Source organism: Coriobacteriaceae bacterium (genome assembly GCA_025757745.1).
In the GTDB taxonomy this organism is placed as follows: domain Bacteria; phylum Actinomycetota; class Coriobacteriia; order Coriobacteriales; family Coriobacteriaceae; genus Collinsella.
In genome coordinates this window covers 124,370-143,054 of record CP107217.1, presented here as the reverse complement: position 1 = coordinate 143,054, position 18,685 = coordinate 124,370, and the positions used below count along the sequence as shown (strand labels likewise).

Here is an 18,685-nt window from a genome sequence, read left to right as displayed (position 1 = left end):
GCCACCTCCGCAGATTTCCAGTTCCTGCTTTCTGATTCTTCTATACCACTGTAGCAAATTCGGATTTTCGGGTGGTTGCGATTCGGATTTTCGTGTTCATATAATTCGGATTTTCTGGTGCATGAGATTCGGATTTTCTGAACCCGCTGGTCAGAGGCACTCTTATCGACAAAAAGGCGGGGAGCACCGATACGTCACTCCCCGCCCACTCAATACGCGATAGTTTTCTTGCTTAGAGCTCGTTGGCCGCGTGATACGCCGTGCGAATGGCGCTCGCGATGTCGGCGGTGCGCTCGCCCGAGCAGTCGCCCACGTAGGTCACGGGTACCGTCACGCCGTCCAGGTCAAACGCGTTGGCCTTGGAGCCCACGGCCATCACCACGTAATCGCAGGCGATCTTCACCGGCTCCTCGGCGCCGTCCTCGGTGGTGCGAATGGCCTCCACGCCCTCGTCGGTAATGGCGGTCAGGCGGGTCTTCACGTGCTGCTCCACGTTGTGCTCTGCAAAGTCGCTCATGATCAGCGGCAGAATGGTCTCGGACTCGCCCGCGGCAATCTTGTCGAGCATCTCCACGATCGCCACCTCGCAGCCGTGCTGCAGCAGGTACTCGGCAGTCTCGGTGCCCACCAGGCCACCGCCAATGACGGCGACGCGGTCGCTGAGCTCCACCTTGCCGGCCAGCACGTCCCAGCTCGAGACGACCTTCTCCGAGTCGGCACCCGGAACGGGGATGACCACGTCGTGCGCGCCCACGGCCACAATCGCGGCGTCGGCGGCGTTGAGGTCCTCAGCGGTAGCGGCATGGTTGAGCTCAACCTTCACGCCCAGGCCGGGCAGAATCTTCTCGTAATACTCGACCGAGCGCATGATCTCGTCCTTGCGCGGAGGCGCGGCCGCCAGCACAATCTGGCCGCCCAGATGATCGCTCGCCTCGTAGACGGTCACGTCGTAGCCGCGCTTGGCCGCCACGCGCGCGGCCTCCAGGCCGGCAATACCGCCGCCCACCACGGCGATCTTCTTGTCGCCCTCGCCCGGCTTGATGGCGATGGTCGCCTCGTCGCCGTTCTCGGCATTAAGCACGCACGAGATGTACTTGCGGTTTTGAATCGCGTCGACACAGCCCTTATTGCAGTTGAGGCACTCGCGAATGGGCTCGCCCGTGGCGGCCTTCAGCGCAATGTCGGGGTCGCACATGAGCGAGCGGCCATAGGCGACGATGTCGGCCGCGCCGTCTTCCAGAATCTTCTCGCCGGCCTCGACCGAGACCACGCGGCCGACGGTTGCCACCGGCACGGAGACCAGGGCCTTGACGCGCTCGGCCACGGGTAGCGTCCAGTTGTAGGGCATGGCGCCCATGGGCGGAATGGTGTCGCCCATGTTGCCGGTGTGATTTGCCTGTGCAACCTGGATCATGTCGATGCCCGCGCTCTCGAGCAGCTTGGCAAACTCGCAGGCCTCGTCGGGCTGCAGGCCGCCCTTACCGCGCGGCGTGCCGTCGGGGTTCTCCATGATCACGGGGAGCTTGTACTCCACCATCAGCTGCGGCGCGGCTTCCTTAATGGCAGCGACGACCTCGAGCGCATAGCGAACGCGGTTCTCGAACGAGCCGCCGTACTCGTCGGTGCGCTTGTTGAGGATGGCCGAGCACAGCGAACCCACCAGGCGGTCGCCGTGGACCTCGATGGCGTCGATTCCGGCCTGCTGCGCGCGAGCGGCCGAGGCAGCGATAGCCTCCTTGATCTGGGTGAGCTGCTCTACGCTCGCCTCGTTCACGAAGTGCTGCATGTCGTGGTGCAGCTTGGCATAGGCCTGTTTGCGGATCTCGTTGGACTCGGCCATCTTGGCGGCAAAGGTCTCCTCGTCGCCGGCAGCCTTGGCCTCCTGCGCGGCCTTGGCGGCAGCCATGGAACCCATGACCATGCGGCCGACACCGGGCACGTCGTACTCGGGGTGGAACAGCTGCAGCGCAATCTTGGCGCCGTGCTTGTGGACGGCGTCGGCCAGTGCCTTAAACGTGGGGATCTGGGCGTCGGTCGCCAGCTTGGGCGTGGGGCTCGCGGTCATGACGGGAGCGACGTCGCCGATGACGATGTAGCTCACGCCGCCACGGGCCAGGCGCTCGTAAAAAGCCAGGCTGCGCTCGCCAATGGAGCCGTCACGCTCCTCGTAGCCGGTGGTCAGCGGCGGAAACATAATGCGGTTCTTGAGCTCAAGGGGGCCAACCGTAATGGGCTGGAGCAGTTTGGATGCAGGTGCGGTCATGGACATTCCTCTCTTGTAGGCGCGGCGGCGATGGTGCCGCGTAGTTGTCTAGAGGATATGGCATGGGGGTACGGCGGCACAACGAAAATCGGCGAATATCAGGTGACGGCAGGTGGATGGGGCGGGACGGCCCGTCGGTTTGTCTCAATCTGTAACAGTTACTCGGCAAAAACCGGGTCTTACTGTTACAGATCAAGACAAACGGGAGCGGTCCGTCGGAAAATCTCGATCTGTAACACTTACAGACCAAAAACGACCCTAGATATTACAAATCGAGACGAACAAATTCGGTCCGACCAAACATCTCAATCTGTAACATCTAGGCCCACTTTTGGCCCCTACCCGTTACAGATCGGGACAACGGGAACCGTCCCAACAAAATGTCTCGATCTGTAACATCCATCGGCCAAAAACGACCCCAGGTGTTACAGATCAAGACAAACCAAACCCGCCTGCTAGAAAATCTCAATCTGTAACAACAACTCGGCAAAATCCGTCCCTCGTGTTACAGATTTAGACAAACAAAGATCGTCCTGCCGAAACATCTCGATCTGTAACACCTAGCCGCCCAAATCGGGTCCAGATGTTACAGATCGAGATTTTGTTTGGGAAGTTGAGAACTGGGTCGAAAACATTGATCCGCAATAACAAAAAAACTCGCCGGCTAGGCCGACGAGCTGCAAGTTCTTGGTCGCGGGGGCAGGATTTGAACCTACGACCTCCGGGTTATGAGCCCGGCGAGCTACCAGACTGCTCCACCCCGCAATGTCTGGGCGCCTCATGTGCGCAAGAAAGAATATTACGCGGGAGTTCGGTAAACGGCAAGGAAAATCTCGTAGAGCATAATTCCTTCATATTTAAACCCCTCAGCCCATATCACTGTAACCGAATCGCAGCCGAGCGCCGTCGACGGCGCGTATACAATGGTGCGCGTCCTTTTACACCGACACTGGGAGTAGACATGCTGCTCGCTATCGATATGGGAAACACGCAGACGGCCATGGGCCTGTTTGACGGAGACGAGCTGGTGCAGTCGTGGCGCATGCCCACCGACCGCTCCTATACCGCCGACGAGATCCATGTGCGCCTGATGGGTTTCTTTAAGATGTACGGCCTTTCGCTCGACGCGGTCGACGCGATCGCCTTTGCCGGCGTGGTGCCGCAGCTCTCGCGCGAATGGCACGCCGTAGCCGACCGCATTGCCGCGGACGCCATCGTCATTGGGCCGCAGACGGCCGCCGTGACCAAGCTGCGTGCGGCGCGCCCCCAGGCTGTGGGCGCCGACCGCGTCGCCAACGCCGTTGCGGCCGAAACTTTCTACGGCGCGCCGGCAATCGTGGTGGACTTTGGCACCGCGACCAATATCGACGTCATCGATGAGGACGGTTATTACATTGGCGGAGCGATCGCGCCGGGCATCCGCATCTCCATGGACGCGCTTGCCGCCCGTGCCGCCAAGCTCGCCAGCGTTCCGCTCGAGGCGCCGGAGCACGCCATCGGCCGCGATACCGAGGAGTGCATCAAGGTCGGCGCCGTGATGGGCGCCGCCGCCATGGCCGAGGGCCTGGTCGCGCGCATGAAGCGCGAGCTGGGCCGCGAGGATGCCACCGTTATCGCCACGGGCGGTCTCGCCGGCATCGTCGCCGATTCGACCGATGCCTTCGACGTGGTCGACGGGCAGCTCACCATCAAGGGCATCTGCGAAATCTACCGCCGCATGCAGGAGCTGGGGTAAGACAGGGGCATAAGTCGAGCACGTCCAATGCCCCAGCCCCCGCAAACGTTCGCCAAGCCTATTCCTCAAAATTGAAAAATTTTCAATTTTGAGGAATAGAGGCTCCTCGAATACGCCCAACACAGCGATATCGTGCATATTTCCTATTCCTCAAAAACGAAAATTTTTCAATTTTGAGGAATAGGACCGACGCGGCCATTCTCTCGGGTCACACAGAAGCCCTCCCCGGTGCAGGCCGAAGAGGGCTTCGTTGTCATCGTTATCTTTGAGCGCTGGCGCCCCGCGTTACAGCCCGCGAATCCGTACGGCCTCGGGAGGAAACTCCTGCTCGCCGGCATCGGTCTTGATAGTCGCGCGGCCCCAGATGTCCAGGCCCGCAAACACGCCGACCGCAAGCGGCAGGCCGTTGGGCGACACCGCCGCAACTTGGCGGCCCAGCAGCGGCACCATATCGAAATACTCGCCCAGCACGGGGGCCAGCGGACCTGCGGCGCCCTGCGGCGTGTTGGCAACAGCCGCCCAGGCGTCCACGCGGGTCAGCACGGCGGCAGCCAACTCCTCGACCAGCGCTTCGTCGGCCGCATCCACACCGAGCTCGCTCAGCGCCGAACGTTCAATATCCACCGTCACGGCACCGAACATGCCCGCAGCACCGGCGCCGCCGTTGACGGCGACGCGCGCGAACGACGTCTCGAACGCGGGCGCGCCGCACACGATATTGCTCGGCCACTCAATGCCCACCTTGCCGGCAAGGCCCAGACCCGGCGTCGACGCCGTGCCCACAAGCGCGTCCATCATGCCCATCGCCGTCACAAACGGCAGGCCATGGAAGGCATGCATATTCACATCCAGGCGCATGACCAGCGAAAACGTCAACGACGCCTCGCCCGCGCTCCAAGCGCACCAGCCCGCGGACGCACCCTCGCGACCCGCGTCGCGCGCGGCGTCAAGCTCGGTACCGACGGCTACAGCATTCATCTCAATCATCTACATACGCCCCAATTCGCCCACGATATGGCCCACACGTTCCTCGGGCTCCTTGACCTCGACACCGTTGTAGCGGAAGAACCGCGCCGGGTCGTGCATCAGGTCCTCGAGCGGCACCAGCACAAAGTCGCGCTCGCCGATCAGCGGATGCGGCAGGCGCAGCTTTTTGCCGCCGTGGGTCTCGCCATCCATCCACAGCAGGTCCAGGTCGATGGTGCGCGGGCCGTTGGCCTTGGTCTTCTTGGAGCGGTCGCGCCCCAGCTCGGCCTCGATCTTCATAAGCTCGTCGAGCAGCACCAGCGGCGCCAGCTCGGTCTTGATCTCGATGACGGCGTTGGCGAATGCGTCCTGGCGCGTCTCGTAGGCCGGCTCGCTCTCGTAGATGCGCGAGCAGTTGGACACGCAGGTGAGCGGAATCTCGGCGATCATGTCGCGTGCGGCGCGGATGTTATCGCAACGATGCCCCAGGTTGGAGCCCACGGCCACAAACGCACGGCGCGGCTGCGGCTTGGCGACAGCCCAGTAACCGTTCAGGAACTGCGCAAAGCCGGTGACGTCGTGCACGCGCACGATGTTGGCACCGGCCTGGATAGCGCCCAGGCACACGCCAAACGTGGCGGCATCGCGCGCAGCGGCCTCGGTCACGCCCGAAACGGCGCCCACAAAACGCTTGCGCGACACGGCGCACATGAGCGGGTAGCCCAGCGACGCCATCTTGGCGGTCTCGCGCTGGATGACGATATCCTCGTTGGCCGTCTTGCCAAAGCCCGGACCGGGATCGATGCAGATGCGGTCGCGCGACACGCCGGCATGGATGAGCGTGCGGGCCTGGTCGGACAGAAAGCCCATGACACGGCGCATGATGGGCGCCGAATCGGGCAGGGTAAAGCGGCGGAGCTGAGAGGTGGGCACGTAGGCCTCCTCGCGGCGGGCGCTGCGGCGCATCATGGCTGCCAGGCGGTCATTGGGCTCCGGCGCGGGCTCAGGGGTCGCGGCGGCCTCGGAGACAGGGGCGGCCTCTTCGGCGGCCGGTGCCTCCTGCTTCTGCTCGTCCGCGGGCTCGGGCGCGGGCTCCGGATCGCCAAACGGCAACGAGGGCTGCACCACGCCGCCCGGCAGCTTGGCCTCCGTCTTGGGCTCGCCCAGCAACTTGCCACGGCGACGGCGGGCAGGCTTCTCGGCCTCGCGCGCAGCCTCCGCGGCCGCCTCGCGTGCCTTCTCGGCAACAAACGCCGCAGCAGAGGTATCGAGCTGCACCGTTGCATGCGTGCGCGTGGGCGCCGCGACCTCGCCGGCGTGCATCACGATGACACCGCAGGTGCTCGTCGCGACAAATTCGACCATCTTGGGGTCGGTGAAGCCCGTCACGTCGTTGACGATCGAGGCGCCGCAGCGCACGGCCGCCTTGGCAACCGCCACGTGGCGCGTGTCGATCGAGACGATGGCACCCTCTTTGGCCAGCGCGCGTACCACAGGCAGCACGCGGCGAGCCTCCTCGTCGGGGTTGACCGGGGTAAAGCCAGGACGCGTGGACTCGCCGCCCACGTCGATGATGTCGGCGCCGGCGTCGAGCATCGCCAGGCCGTACTCGATGGCGGCATCCGGGTCGAAGTGCTCCCCGCCGTCACTAAACGAATCGGGCGTCACGTTGAGGACGCCCATGATGCGCGGGCGGTCAAAGCTGAGCTCGTACTTTCCGCACCGCCATGTCTTGCTATCGTTCGCCATGAACATCCTCCTAAAATGCCCGCGCCGCCGCGCTCGGGCGCAGGCGGCGGGGTTGCTTTGCAATCAGTCTTTCTATTGTATCCGCGCACACGGGCTAGAACGCAAACGCGGCCGCGATGTCGCAAGAAATCAGCAGGTCGGCATTTGCATCCTGATCGGTGGGAGCAAGATTGCAAATGGCCAGCGTATCGCCGGTAAAGTAGCGCGTAAGGCCCGCCGCCGGATACACCACGAGCGAGGTCCCGCCCACAATGAGGGCATCGGCCGCGGCAATGGCGGCGACGGCGCCGGTCAGCACACGCTCATCGAGCGGCTCCTCGTAGAGCACCACATCGGGCTTAATGCGCCCGCCGCACGCAGGGCACACGGGCACACCCGCGGCGTCCTCGTGCTCGCGCGAGCAAATCCACTCGGCGCTATAGACCGCGCCGCACGACTGGCAAATGTTTCGATGGACCGATCCGTGCAGCTCAAACACACGCTGCGAGCCGGCCATCTGATGCAGGCCGTCGATATTTTGCGTCACCACGGCATTTAGCTTTCCGGCGCGCTCCAGCTCGACGAGCTTGGTGTGGCAGCGGTTGGGCTTGGCGCCAAGCGCGATCATCTTGGTGCGGTAGAAGTCGAAGAACTCGGCCGGATGCGCCTCATAAAAGCTATGCGAGAGCATGGTCTCGGGCGGATAGGCAAACTGCTGGTGATACAGGCCGTCCACGCTGCGGAAATCGGGGATGCCACTCGCCGTGGAAACACCCGCGCCGCCAAAGAAGACCACGCGCTTGTGGGTGCCGAACAGCTCTTCCAGCGCGGCGGAGGCCTGCTTGGGATCCGTTATTGCCTGCGTCATATGAGTCCTCCGTCCTTGTTGGTCGGATGGCGGCGGGCGCTTGCCCGGCGCGCAGCCTTTGGATCGACACGCGCGGAGCCCACCACCGCCCCTGTTGCGCTAATCTTAAGCCTGCCAACCCCGTCGAAAGGACACCATGCCTCAGACTTACACTTTCGCCTCGTGGAACGTCAACGGCCTGCGCGCCGTGCTCAAAAAGGACCCGAGCTTTATCCAGATCGCGCAAGAACTCGACGTCGATATCCTGGCGCTGCAGGAGACCAAGCTGCAAGAGGGCCAGGTCGATATTGACCTGCCCGGCTATCACCAAACCTGGAGCTACGCCGAGCGTAAAGGCTATTCGGGCACCGCAGTCTTTAGCCGCCAGGAACCGCTGCGCGTGCTACGCGCCGACGCACTGCTACCCTACGCCAGCGAGGGCGAGGCGGCCGAGCTCGTCGCCCAAGCCGCAACCGAGGGCCGCGTCTGCGCGCTCGAGTTCGACAAGTTTTGGTTCGTGGATGTCTACACGCCCAACGCCCAAAATGAGCTCGCGCGCATCGATGTGCGCATGGCCTGGGACGATGCCTATCGCGGCTTTTTGAGCGCGCTTGAGCGCGAGACCGGCAAGTCCGTTGTAACCTGCGGCGACTTTAACGTGGCACACGAGGAGATCGACCTTAAGAACCCCAAGTCCAACCGCGGCAACGCCGGCTTTTCGGACGAGGAACGCGGCAAGTTTACCGAGCTGCTCAACGCCGGGTTTACCGATACCTGGCGCGCGGCAAACCCCAACGTCGAGGGCGTCTACAGCTGGTGGAGCTACCGCTTTAATGCCCGCAAGAACAACGCAGGCTGGCGCATCGATTATTTCCTGGTAAGTGATTCAATCGCCACCAACGTTCGCGACACCGGCGTCCGCGGCGACATCTTCGGCAGCGACCACTGCCCCGTCACCCTCACACTAGAGCTCTAGCCCAACTGATCCCTTGGGGACGGAGGAAAAGGGATCGATTTGGCTCTCTGAGGACCACGATGCCCGTCATATCAGCCGGCCATTTCAAAACTATGCCGATTTACGGGGCTGAATCGCGAACCCCCAACCATACGCAATTCCGAGATAATAAAACCGCAGGTGAACGGCTTGCTCTATTTCGAAAAAAGCCGGTATGGTCTGCCCGTGCCAATCTAGCCCCGTAAACCGGCATAGTTTTCAAATGGCACTTCGGCAGTATTGATTCCCGCCCCGGCGCAACCAGCCCTACAGTCCGTACTTCACGACGACTCGGTTGATGCGGCGACACCAGGGCTTGTACAGGGCGGCCAAAAACACGCAGGTCGCAAGGCCGTGTGTGATATCGAACGGCACCGCCGTGGCAAGACGCGCCACGGCTCCCGCCCACGTGAGCGGCTGCACAAAACCGATGATGTCGTAGGCGTTGATTACCACGCCGTAGAGCAGGCCCGAAGCAAAACCGTACGCCATCAGCGCCGGCATGCGCACGGTGTCATCCGCACGGTCGAACGCGCCCGCATGCGCCAGCGCGCCGCCAACATAGCCAACCAGACCCCAGGCATACATCTGCCATGGCGTCCACATGCCCTGTCCAAAAAAGAAGTTGCTGGTCAGCGCCGCCAGCGCACCGACCATAAAGCCGTTACGACGACCGAGCGTCGCCCCGGCGATAATGGCGATGGCACTCACGGGTTTAAAGTCGGGAATGGGGCCAAACAAGATGCGCCCCGCCGCGGCCAACGCCGCCAAAACCAGCGTTGGCATAATCTGGCGCAGGCCCGGTCGCGACGCCTCGTAGCCCGCAAAGAACAACGCAAGCACCAGCGCCACCACGACAAGCATGGCAAGCGCCGCCTGCTCAACGCCTGCCAGCAACGCCGCAGCCATCACCGCGGGAACCGCCAGCAGCAGCGGAATCTCCAGTTTTGCGAGCAGGCGCGCGACGCGATAATCCGTCATCCCATCACGCCCTATAAAACACGTTGTCGGCAAAAAAGTCGGTGGGCGGCTCCATGCAGGCAATCTCACCGTCGAACATCATGGCAACGTCGTCGGCAACCTGCTCGGCAAAATCCAGATCGTGCGTGGCCATGATGACGGTGCCGCCAGCCTTCGCATGGTCACGCAGGGCGTGAGCGATGATGCGGCGGCTGGCCAGGTCCAAACCCTTGGTGGGCTCATCGAGCAATAGCAGCTCGGGGCCAATCAGAAGCAGCTTTGCCAACGCAAGCAGTTGACGTTGTCCGCCCGAAAGATCGTACGGGTGGCGCCCATCCAGGCCCGACAGCCCCAGGCTCGCCGCGCGCTCACACGCCACAGCCTCGTCATATCCGCAGGTCGAAGCCCATTCCATCAGCTCGTCGCGCACCGTCTCGGCAACCAGCAACGCCTTGGGGTTCTGAGGCAGCAGCGCTGCCGATCCCGCCCCGCGCTCCATATGCCCACGCTGCAACTTGACCGTCTTGGCCAGCACCGAAAGCATTGTCGACTTCCCGCAGCCGTTACCACCCACAACCGCATGCACCGCGCCAGCCGAGAACGACGCATCGAGCCCACGCAGCACCCAGCCGGACGCCCGATCGTAGCGAAACCAGCTCCCTGCCAGGGTGGTAGCCGGCCCAGCGTGCATTTTTGGGAGTATTCGGCATCCACCGGCGCGCGATGGCGCCCCCGAGTCACCCTGCGGCAGTATTTGCGCCCCAAATTCAGCCGATTTGTCCGATTTCAGTCCTTTTTTTGCACCCGGAGCGCCCCCGCGCGGGTCCAAAGAGCCCGGCTGGCCACTGGCGCTGCTGAAAACTCCGTTTTTTGTACGCCGCGAGGCACCCCACCCCGGCACCTCGCCAGAAAACAGCTCTTCACGGTACCCCAGGGAGACAATGTCAGCCACCTCGCACACGCGTCCGCCCTCAATCCGGTACGCGCACGTCGCGTATTCGAGCATTGGGCGCGGCTGGTGCGTCGCCATGACAACCGTGCAGCCCAACTCGCGATTCACGCGAAACAGCGCATGCAGAAAACTCTTCTCGGCAACGGGGTCCAGTTGGGACGTAGGCTCATCGAGCAGCAGCACGCGCGGGCGCAACGCCAGCACAGCCGCCAGCGACAGCAGCTGTTTGCGTCCGCCCGAAAGCGTATCGGTATCGCGGTGGAGCCAATCCTCCAACCCAAAGAAATAGCTGGTCTCGGCCACGCGACGGCGCATCTCATCACGCGACATGCCTAGGTTTTCCAGGCCAAACGCCATCTCGTGCCACACGGTTTCGCACACGATCTGGTTCTCGGGGTCCTGAAACACATAGCCCACACGCTCCGCGGACGCCCGGACATCCATGTCGGCAACGCTCTCGCCCAGCACGAACAGCTCGCCAGCGCATTCACCCGTCGGCGAAATCTCGGGCTTGAGCAGCGAGAGCAGCGTCGACTTGCCCGACCCGGTACCGCCAACGAGCAGTGCAAACGCACCTTGGGGGACAGACCAGTCGAGCCCGTCGAGCACCAGCGCCTCAGCCCCGGGGTAGGTAAAGCTCAGGCCCCGTACCTCAATCGCGGGTACATCAGAGCCGCACGCCACGCCCGTTACCGAGCAGCTATCCAACTGGGTCATCAGCCAAACCTCTTCTCGTCAATCGCGTACAGCACGCAGGGCAGCGCCATCCAGGCCGCATATACGACATAGCCCAGCCACGGCGCCGGCACCGATAGTTGCGGGTAAAACGAATACTGCGCCATCGCGGTCCACGCCACTGCCGTCGTGGCCACGCCAAACAGCGCAAGCCCAACCAGCGCGGCAACATCGCCGCGCCCCAGCCGATACCGCGCGTACGTCGTGCGGCGTGTCGCGGCGCCCCACCCACGGGAGCGCATAGCGTCCGCGCGCTCCAGCGAATCTTCCATGCCCCAGCCCATCAACACGCTCGATGCCCGCAGGCGCGAGCGCACGGGGTCGGCCGGCGCGCGGCCAGGCACATCAATCGCATCCTGCACCGCCAGCACCGTACGACCGCGGCGCAAAAACTGCGGGATAAGCCGCATGCACATCGAGATCATGAGCGCGATCACCGGCGCGGCGTTGCCCAACAGTGCGAGCACCTTGTCGTATTCGAGCATCGACGCCGCCGCCTCAAACCACAGCACGCTCGCCACAAACAGCCCGCCCATGCACAGGCCGTAAACCATGCTCTCTAGATACACCGCACGCATGCCAATACGGAACAGCTCCGTCGAGCCCGAGGCGCTAAACAGCGGATTGAGCACCGCGATGATCAAAATCACCGGCAGCTGCCAGCGAAGCGCCCCCAACGTGCGCGCGGCGCCGCGCGTCGCAAACCCGTACGCCAGCCCGCCCGCAAGCGACAGCGCAATCAGCACCGGCTGCATCGAGAACATAGTGAGTCCCAGCGTCAGCACCATGTAGAGCGCTGGCACCGCCGGATGCGACATCGAAAATGCCGCGACGGGTTCGTTGCCCGATTCCCCTCGCATGATGTCCACGGGCACCCCCATCCTCTCGCTCAAACGCCAACGCCGCAGCGCCGCCGCCATGCACAGCCAGCGCAAACACCACGCCGGCAGCAGCGACATCGGCCGTCACGCGCCAATCGCTACGCGCTCATCATATGCCTGCGGTATCATATTGCGCCGTGTATCGTTTCCAAACACACGTCTCTATAACGTAACAGGAGATCACATGGACGCAACCGCAATTATCCTCGCCGCCGGCGAGGGCACCCGCATGAAGTCGAACCACTGCAAGGTTTCGCACAAGATCCTGGGTAAGCCAATGGTCCAGTGGATCGTCGACGCCACCATCAAGGCCGGCTGCAGCCGCGTCGTGGTCGTCATCGGCAGCCACGCCGACGAGATGCGCGCCCTTATCGACGGCGCCTACGCCAACAGCGCCACCAAGGTCGAGTGCGTCGAGCAGACCGAGCGCCTGGGCACCGGCCACGCCGTAAAGGTCGCGCTCGAGGCCTGCGGCATCACGCAAGGCCCCGTCGTCGTGCTCAACGGCGACCTGCCGCTCATCACCGCCGACACCGTCGCCAAATTCGCGCAGACCGTCGCTACCGGCGAGCTCGCCTGCACCGTCATGACCATGACCCCGCCCGACCCCTTCGGCTACGGCCGCATCAAGCTGGGTGCCGACGGCCAGATCGAGCGCATCATCGAGCAGAAGGACTGCACGCCCGAGCAGGCCGCCACGCTGCTCGAGTGCAACGCCGGCTGCTACGCCTTCGACGGCGCTCAGCTTGCCGCGCATATCGACGAGATCGGCAACGACAACGCGCAGTCCGAGTACTACCTGCCCGACATGCTCGAGATCCTCAAGGGTCACGGCCAGGCGGTCTCCATCTTCCACTGTGACGACTACCGCGACGGCCTGGGCGTCAACAGCCGCATCCAGCTCGCGCAGCTCACCGCCATCGCGCGCGACCGCATCAACGAGCACTGGATGGCCGAGGGCGTTACGTTCATCGACCCCACGCAGGCCTGGATCGGCCCCGACGCCACCATCGGCCGCGACACCGTCGTGTGGCCGCAGACGCACCTGATCGGCCACGTCACCGTGGGCGAGGAGTGCCAGCTCGGCCCCAACAGTCGCCTCACCGACACCACCGTCGGCAGCGGCTGCACCATCGATGAGACCATCGCCATCGAGGCCGTCATCGAGAACGGCGTCGACTGCGGCCCGCGCGCCTACCTGCGCCCGGGCACCCATATGCTCGACGGTTCCAAGGCCGGCACACACGTGGAGATCAAGAAGTCCACGATCGGCGAGGGCTCCAAGGTTCCGCACCTGTCCTACATCGGCGACACCACCATGGGCGCCGGCGTCAACGTGGGCGCGGGCTCCATCACCTGCAACTACGACGGCGTGCACAAGCACAAGACCGTCATCGGCAAGGATGCCTTCATCGGTTCCGACACCATGATGGTCGCGCCCGCCCAGATCGGCGACGGCGCGCTCGTTGCCGCCGGCTCCGTCATCACCGAGCCGGTCCCGGCAGACGCGCTCGGACTGGGCCGCGCCCGTCAGGTAAATATTGAGGGCTGGGCCGCCGATTATCGCCGCCGTCTGCGCGAGGACGACGAGGTATAACGTTTTACCAAGCACAAAAGGAGCTGTTCCCATGGGGACGGCTCCTTTTTCTATCGTGACCTGCGCGACCGGATGAGTGGTCGGTTCGTGTCCGTTGACGGTAAAGACGTTATCAAGACTCGATAAACCCCGTCGCGCGGTTACAATGCAACAAGGCATCTATATGGCATTCGATGTATAAAGGAGAAGGGTAATGCCGATTAATGATCCCGAGAAGTCGGAGAATATGCGCAAGTCCATCCGCGTGTATTCCGGTTCCTCCAACCGTCCCCTCGCTCAGAAGATCGCTGAGTACCTTGGGGTCGAGCTTTCGGGCCTTACGCTAAAGCAGTTCGCCAATGGTGAGATTTACGCCCGCTACGACGAGACCGTCCGCGGCGCCGACGTCTTCCTGATTCAGTCCGTGGCCGGCGGCAACGTCAACGACATGCTCATGGAGCTGCTCATCGCCACCGACGCTGCCAAGCGCGCATCCGCCCGCTCCATCACCGCCGTCATCACCCACTACGGCTATGCCCGCCAGGACCGCAAGGCCGGCCCGCGCGAGCCCATCACCGCCCGCCTCGTCGCCAACCTGCTCGAGCGCGCCGGCGTCAACCGCATCATCACCCTCGACCTGCACCAGGGTCAGATCCAGGGCTTCTTCGACATCCCGGTTAACCACCTGTCCGCACTGCCGCTGTTTGGCCAGTACTACAACGACATGCACTTCGACACCGACAACCTGGTTGTCGTCTCCCCCGACGTGGGTCGTGCCAAGGCCGCCAAGAAGCTGTCCGACATGCTCGGCTGCGACCTGGCCATCGCCCACAAGGGTCGTCCGCGCCACAACGCCGCCGAGGTCATGGGCATCATCGGTGACATCAAGGGCAAGACCTGCATCATCAACGACGACATGATCGACACCGCTGGCACCCTGTGCGCCAACGTCAAGGAGCTCAAGGCTATGGGCGCTGGCGATATCTACGTGTGCGCCACCCACGGCATCTTCTCCGGTCCGGCCATCGAGCGTCTGAATGACGCCCCCATCGTCGAGTGCCTCGTCACCGACGCCATTCCCGTCGAGGTCGGCGGCAAGATCAAGACCATCTCGGTCGCCGAGGAGTTCGCTCAGGCCATCTCCGCCGTTTACCACGAGGAGCCCGTCTCCACGCTCGTCGGCGGCGACTTCGCGCTGTAGTCGCATCGTCCTTGCAACCCGGCGCATCGCCGCCGAAACAGAAGAAACCCCCGCGCTCCCCCTTGCTTCGCAAAGGTCGCGCGGGGGTTTCTTCTGTTTCGGCGGCTCGCTCTGCCGCGACCGTGCTTTTGTCTGGTGGGATTTCGCTGAAACGAAGTCTCGCCTTCGGCGGGCGTGGTAGCCTTTGTCGTTGATTGAACTATTTGTGTAACGAAGGGACAAATATGGCAGCTGCACAGCCGCTTAAGATTCGCATGGTTGCCGGACTTGGCAACCCGGGCGATGAGTATGCCGAGACCCGCCACAGCGCTGGCTTCAAAGCAATCGACGAGTTGGCCCGTCAGGCCGGTGTCACGTACTGGAAAAACCAGGCCGGCGCCGAGGTCGCGCTCATCAACATCAACGACCCCGAGGAAGAGGGCGGCAAGCGTCAGATTGTGCTGGTCAAGCCACAGTCGTACATGAATACCTCGGGCGGTCCCATCTCCAAGCTTTGCCGCGAGTACAAAATCAAGGCCGAGGAGCTGCTCGTGATCCACGATGAGCTCGATATTCCCGCCGGCGACGTACGCGTTAAGGTGGGCGGCGGCCATGCTGGCCACAACGGGCTGCGTTCCATCATCGACAAGATGGGCAGCCGCGACTTCAGCCGCATCCGCACCGGCATCGGCAACCCTCCCGGCAAGATGGCTGTCGCTGACTACGTGCTCAAGCAGCTGCGCGCCCGCGAGGCCGAGGACTTCCAGGATACCTGCGCCCGCGCCGCAGACGCCGCCGGCCTGGCGATCGTGCACGGCGTAATCTACGCCCGCGATCACGTCAACGGCGCCGCTTCCGCCAACGGCAAGCACTAAAGCCTACCATTTAGGGATGTTTATTTTGGCAGGTTTTATCTGCGGAAACACCTCAGTTGCGGCATCGCAATCAACCGCGCGCCGACTTACACACATAGCGCCCCAAAGGGGGCCGGCCTCATCACAACCCGAGGCCGGCCCCCTTTGCCGTTTTACCCGATAAAACTGACCAAAATAAACCTGCCCCTATTTGGTAGACCAAAGTGGATAGACCCTGCTCCCAACCGCCGAAGATACACGTAAGCGACATGTCCATGAGGGTATAATTTGCACCGTATGTCTGCACAACGCCTGTGCGCGTACGGTTTTATTCGGGCTACCGTCCATTTCCGTGGAGGCACGGTTCGGTCGCCCTAACAAGAGAGGGGTTCTATGTATAAGATCCTGGAGAAGACGCAGTTCTCGGAGAAGGTGTTCAAGTTCCGCATCGAGGCGCCCGCAATCGCCAAGCATGCGCACGCTGGACAGTTCCTCATGGTTCGCGCCAATGAGACGGGCGAGCGTGTCCCGTTTACCCTGGCCGGCTGGAACGGTGACGAGGGCTGGGTCGAGTTCATCTTCATGGTGATCGGCAAGACCACCGAGATGCTTTCCACCTACGAGGCCGGCGAGTCGCTGCGCGACGTCGTGGGCCCGCTGGGCGTTCCCACCGAGATGGCTGAGGGCCCCTGTGCCGTCATTGGCGGCGGCGTCGGCCTGGCAATTGCCTTCCCGGTCGCCAAGCACCTGGTCGAGACCGGCCACGAGGTCCACGCCATCATGGGCGCCCGCACCAAGGACCTCCTGCTCATGGAGGACCAGTTCCGTGAGCTCCTCGACGAGGACCACATCCACATCACCACTGACGACGGTTCCTACGGCGAGCAGGGCGTTGTCACCGCTCCGCTGGAGCGCCTGCTGCAGGACAAGGCCGTGAGCCAGGTCTTCTGCGTCGGCCCCGTTCCGATGATGAAGTTCTCGACCCTCACCGCCCAGAAGTACGACACCCCCATCACCGCGTCGCTCAACCCCATCATGGTTGACGGCACCGGTATGTGCGGCTGCTGCCGCGTCGAGGTGGGCGGCGTGACCAAGTTCGCTTGCGTCGACGGCCCCGACTTCGATGCCACCCTGGTCGACTGGGATGACCTTCGTGCCCGCCAGGCCGCTTACCGTTCCGAAGAGGGCGAGTCCCTCAAGGCCTATGAGGAAAAGAGCTGCGCATGCCACTAGTTAACGGTCGTTTCGTTGCCGATATGAAGTCGCCCCGCACCCCCGATAACGAGGAGCCGGCTGCCGAGCGCGCTTGCGACTTCCGCCCCGTCGACAAGGGCTTCACCGAGGAGATGGCGCTGGCCGAGGCCGAGCGCTGCCTCAACTGCAAGAAGCCGTTCTGTGTTGAGGGCTGCCCCGTCAACATCAACATCCCCCGCTTTATCGAGCAGATCCGCGCGAAGGACTTCGGCGGCGCTCTCGATACCATCCGCGAGGACTCCATGCTTCCCGCCATCTGCGGCCGCGTCTGCCCGCAGGAGAACCAGTGCGAGGGCAAGTGCATCCGTGGCAAGAAGTCCGAGCCCGTGGCCATCGGCCAGCTCGAGCGCTTCCTGGGTGACCGCCCCGAGCTCGCCTCCACGCCCAAGATGGCCCCCAAGAACGGCAAGAAGGTTGCCGTCGTCGGCTCCGGCCCGTCCGGCATCACCTGCGCCGGCGAGCTCGCCCGTAACGGTTTTGACGTCACCGTCTTTGAGGCCTTCTTTACCGGCGGCGGCGTGCTGGTCTACGGCATCCCCGAGTTCCGTCTGCCCAAGGCAGTCGTCAAGCGCGAGATTGACGGCCTGGAGGACATGGGCGTCAAGTTTGAGTACAACTCCGTCGTGGGCAACATGGCCACGGCCGAGGAGCTGTTCGAGCAGGGCTTCGACGCCATCTACGTGGCGACCGGCGCTGGCCTGCCCAAGTTCCTCAACGTCCCCGGCGAGAACCTGCCCAACGTCTTCTTCGCTAACGAGTACCTCACCCGCGTGAACCTGATGAAGGCTAACAAGTTCCCCGAGTACGACACCCCCACCAAGCACGGCAAGAACGTCGTCGTCTTTGGTGGCGGCAACGTGGCTATGGACGCCGTCCGTACCGCCAAGCGTCTGGGCGCCGAGCACGCCATCATCGCCTACCGTCGTACCGAGGACGAGATGCCCTGCCGTCGCGCCGAGCTGCACCATGCCAAGGCCGAGGGCGTCGAGGTTCTGCCGCTCGTCTCCCCGCTCGAGTTTGTCGCTGGCGAGGACGGCTCCGTGTGCGCCGTCAAGGTCCAGAAGATGGAGCTCGGCGAGCCCGACGAGTCCGGCCGCCGTCGTCCGGTGCCCATCGAGGGCGCCATCGAGGAGATCCCCTGCGACGTCGCGATCTCGGCTATCGGCACCAACGCCAACCCCTTCGCAAAGAAGATCGGCGGCAAGATGGAGCTCAACAAGTGGGGCTACATCGTTGCCGACGAGGAGACCGGCCAGACCACCGATCCCCGCATCTGGGCCGGCGGCGACATCGTCACCGGTGCCGCTACGGTCATTCTGGCGATGGGCGCCGGCAAGAAGGCCGCCGCTTCGATCACCAAGAGCCTGCTGGGCGAGTAATCACCTACAGCGCTAGCCACCAAACGGCAAAGTCCCCGTCGAGCACACGCCCGGCGGGGACTTTTTTCTATGCCAGCCGCCCGACCACCACGATGGGGACAGGCACCTTTGTGGTGGTTGGGGGCCTGGTCGGTCGTTTTGTCTCAATCTGTAACACCTGGAGCCCGTTGAGCCTTGTAGTTGTTACAGATCGAGATCTTGCGCCAGCCGCCTCCGCTTTGTCTCAATCTGTAACAGTTAGAGACCAAATTCCCCGCTACGTGTTACAGATCGAGACATTAGATTGGCGGCCGAGCAGTTCATCTCAATCTGTAACATCTAGAGCCGTTTTGGGCAGCTTGGTGTTACAGATTGAGATCTTGCAAAAGCCGAGAATGGGCG

Annotated in this window: 14 protein-coding genes and 1 tRNA gene; 7 read left to right on the top strand and 8 right to left on the bottom strand. The window is 63.2% G+C overall.

The annotated features are described in order from the left end of the window. Positions 1-232: 232 nt before the first annotated feature. Together OGM60_00580 and OGM60_00575 are read right to left on the bottom strand one after the other, a co-directional pair. Positions 233-2,263 carry an FAD-dependent oxidoreductase gene (locus tag OGM60_00580; GenBank protein UYI99317.1) on the bottom strand — a complete coding sequence of 677 codons (2,031 nt, stop codon included), beginning with the start codon at positions 2,261-2,263 and terminating at the stop codon, positions 233-235. A 688-nt stretch (positions 2,264-2,951) separates the two neighbouring features. Further along, positions 2,952-3,028, bottom strand: a tRNA-Met gene (locus tag OGM60_00575). Positions 3,029-3,224: 196 nt separating this feature from the next. On the opposite strand from OGM60_00575, the gene OGM60_00570 reads away from it, so the two are divergent. Beyond that, a complete protein-coding gene (locus tag OGM60_00570) occupies positions 3,225-3,998 on the top strand; it encodes a type III pantothenate kinase (GenBank protein ID UYI99316.1) in 774 nt (257 codons plus the stop codon). A gap of 285 nt (positions 3,999-4,283) precedes the next feature. On the opposite strand, the gene OGM60_00565 is transcribed toward OGM60_00570, so the two are convergent. The 3 genes from OGM60_00565 to OGM60_00555 all read right to left on the bottom strand — a co-directional run bounded on the left by OGM60_00565 (position 4,284) and on the right by OGM60_00555 (position 7,560). Further along, the gene (locus OGM60_00565) at positions 4,284-4,985 is read right to left on the bottom strand and encodes a hypothetical protein (GenBank protein ID UYI99315.1); all 702 of its coding nucleotides are present in this window, start codon (positions 4,983-4,985) and stop codon (positions 4,284-4,286) included. Then, on the bottom strand, positions 4,986-6,713 hold the full coding sequence (folP, locus tag OGM60_00560; GenBank protein UYI99314.1) for a dihydropteroate synthase: 1,728 nt from the start codon (positions 6,711-6,713) through the stop codon (positions 4,986-4,988). 94 nt (positions 6,714-6,807) lie between these two features. Next, the gene (locus OGM60_00555; protein ID UYI99313.1) at positions 6,808-7,560 is read right to left on the bottom strand and encodes an NAD-dependent protein deacylase; all 753 of its coding nucleotides are present in this window, start codon (positions 7,558-7,560) and stop codon (positions 6,808-6,810) included. 136 nt (positions 7,561-7,696) lie between these two features. On the opposite strand from OGM60_00555, the gene OGM60_00550 reads away from it, so the two are divergent. Further along, positions 7,697-8,515 (top strand): exodeoxyribonuclease III, encoded by an 819-nt coding sequence (locus tag OGM60_00550; protein UYI99312.1) that lies wholly within the window; start codon positions 7,697-7,699, stop codon positions 8,513-8,515. A 285-nt stretch (positions 8,516-8,800) separates the two neighbouring features. Here OGM60_00550 and OGM60_00545 read toward each other — a convergent pair whose 3' ends face one another. From OGM60_00545 to OGM60_00535, 3 genes are read right to left on the bottom strand one after another with little or no spacing between them, the layout of a single operon-like run. After that, positions 8,801-9,514 (bottom strand): ECF transporter S component, encoded by a 714-nt coding sequence (locus OGM60_00545; protein UYI99311.1) that lies wholly within the window; start codon positions 9,512-9,514, stop codon positions 8,801-8,803. A 4-nt stretch (positions 9,515-9,518) separates the two neighbouring features. After that, entirely contained in the window at positions 9,519-11,162 is a 1,644-nt protein-coding gene (locus OGM60_00540; GenBank protein UYI99310.1) for an ATP-binding cassette domain-containing protein, read from the bottom strand. Further along, complete coding sequence (locus tag OGM60_00535; GenBank protein UYJ00136.1) at positions 11,162-12,040, bottom strand: energy-coupling factor transporter transmembrane protein EcfT; 879 nt, start codon at positions 12,038-12,040, stop codon at positions 11,162-11,164. The genes OGM60_00540 and OGM60_00535 overlap by 1 nt, the downstream gene beginning before the upstream one ends. A gap of 205 nt (positions 12,041-12,245) precedes the next feature. Between OGM60_00535 and glmU the strand changes: the two genes are divergently transcribed. From glmU to gltA, 5 genes are all read left to right on the top strand, one after another. Continuing rightward, positions 12,246-13,658: a bifunctional UDP-N-acetylglucosamine diphosphorylase/glucosamine-1-phosphate N-acetyltransferase GlmU gene (gene glmU / locus OGM60_00530; protein ID UYI99309.1), complete on the top strand. Its 1,413-nt coding sequence runs from the start codon at positions 12,246-12,248 to the stop codon at positions 13,656-13,658. Positions 13,659-13,851: 193 nt separating this feature from the next. Further along, positions 13,852-14,838: a ribose-phosphate pyrophosphokinase gene (locus OGM60_00525; GenBank protein UYI99308.1), complete on the top strand. Its 987-nt coding sequence runs from the start codon at positions 13,852-13,854 to the stop codon at positions 14,836-14,838. A gap of 224 nt (positions 14,839-15,062) precedes the next feature. Then, on the top strand, positions 15,063-15,692 hold the full coding sequence (gene pth, locus OGM60_00520) for an aminoacyl-tRNA hydrolase (protein ID UYI99307.1): 630 nt from the start codon (positions 15,063-15,065) through the stop codon (positions 15,690-15,692). Positions 15,693-16,064: 372 nt separating this feature from the next. Beyond that, positions 16,065-16,904, top strand: coding sequence for a sulfide/dihydroorotate dehydrogenase-like FAD/NAD-binding protein (locus tag OGM60_00515; protein UYI99306.1), 840 nt, complete (start codon positions 16,065-16,067; stop codon positions 16,902-16,904). After that, on the top strand, positions 16,895-18,304 hold the full coding sequence (gltA, locus tag OGM60_00510) for an NADPH-dependent glutamate synthase (GenBank protein UYI99305.1): 1,410 nt from the start codon (positions 16,895-16,897) through the stop codon (positions 18,302-18,304). The genes OGM60_00515 and gltA overlap by 10 nt, the downstream gene beginning before the upstream one ends. The last annotated feature ends 381 nt before the right edge of the window (positions 18,305-18,685 follow it).

What these genes read in the sequence shown, in the direction of transcription:
- glmU (UYI99309.1), top strand. Translation starts at nt 12,246, where the DNA reads ATGGACGCAACCGCAATTATCCTCGCCGCCGGCGAGGGCACCCGCATG.
- OGM60_00545 (UYI99311.1), bottom strand. Translation starts at nt 9,514, where the DNA reads ATGACGGATTATCGCGTCGCGCGCCTGCTCGCAAAACTGGAGATTCCG.
- OGM60_00565 (UYI99315.1), bottom strand. Translation starts at nt 4,985, where the DNA reads ATGATTGAGATGAATGCTGTAGCCGTCGGTACCGAGCTTGACGCCGCG.
- folP (UYI99314.1), bottom strand. Translation starts at nt 6,713, where the DNA reads ATGGCGAACGATAGCAAGACATGGCGGTGCGGAAAGTACGAGCTCAGC.
- OGM60_00515 (UYI99306.1), top strand. Translation starts at nt 16,065, where the DNA reads ATGTATAAGATCCTGGAGAAGACGCAGTTCTCGGAGAAGGTGTTCAAG.
- OGM60_00580 (UYI99317.1), bottom strand. Translation starts at nt 2,263, where the DNA reads ATGACCGCACCTGCATCCAAACTGCTCCAGCCCATTACGGTTGGCCCC.
- OGM60_00550 (UYI99312.1), top strand. Translation starts at nt 7,697, where the DNA reads ATGCCTCAGACTTACACTTTCGCCTCGTGGAACGTCAACGGCCTGCGC.
- OGM60_00535 (UYJ00136.1), bottom strand. Translation starts at nt 12,040, where the DNA reads ATGCGAGGGGAATCGGGCAACGAACCCGTCGCGGCATTTTCGATGTCG.
- pth (UYI99307.1), top strand. Translation starts at nt 15,063, where the DNA reads ATGGCAGCTGCACAGCCGCTTAAGATTCGCATGGTTGCCGGACTTGGC.
- gltA (UYI99305.1), top strand. Translation starts at nt 16,895, where the DNA reads ATGCCACTAGTTAACGGTCGTTTCGTTGCCGATATGAAGTCGCCCCGC.
- OGM60_00540 (UYI99310.1), bottom strand. Translation starts at nt 11,162, where the DNA reads ATGACCCAGTTGGATAGCTGCTCGGTAACGGGCGTGGCGTGCGGCTCT.
- OGM60_00555 (UYI99313.1), bottom strand. Translation starts at nt 7,560, where the DNA reads ATGACGCAGGCAATAACGGATCCCAAGCAGGCCTCCGCCGCGCTGGAA.
- OGM60_00525 (UYI99308.1), top strand. Translation starts at nt 13,852, where the DNA reads ATGCCGATTAATGATCCCGAGAAGTCGGAGAATATGCGCAAGTCCATC.
- OGM60_00570 (UYI99316.1), top strand. Translation starts at nt 3,225, where the DNA reads ATGCTGCTCGCTATCGATATGGGAAACACGCAGACGGCCATGGGCCTG.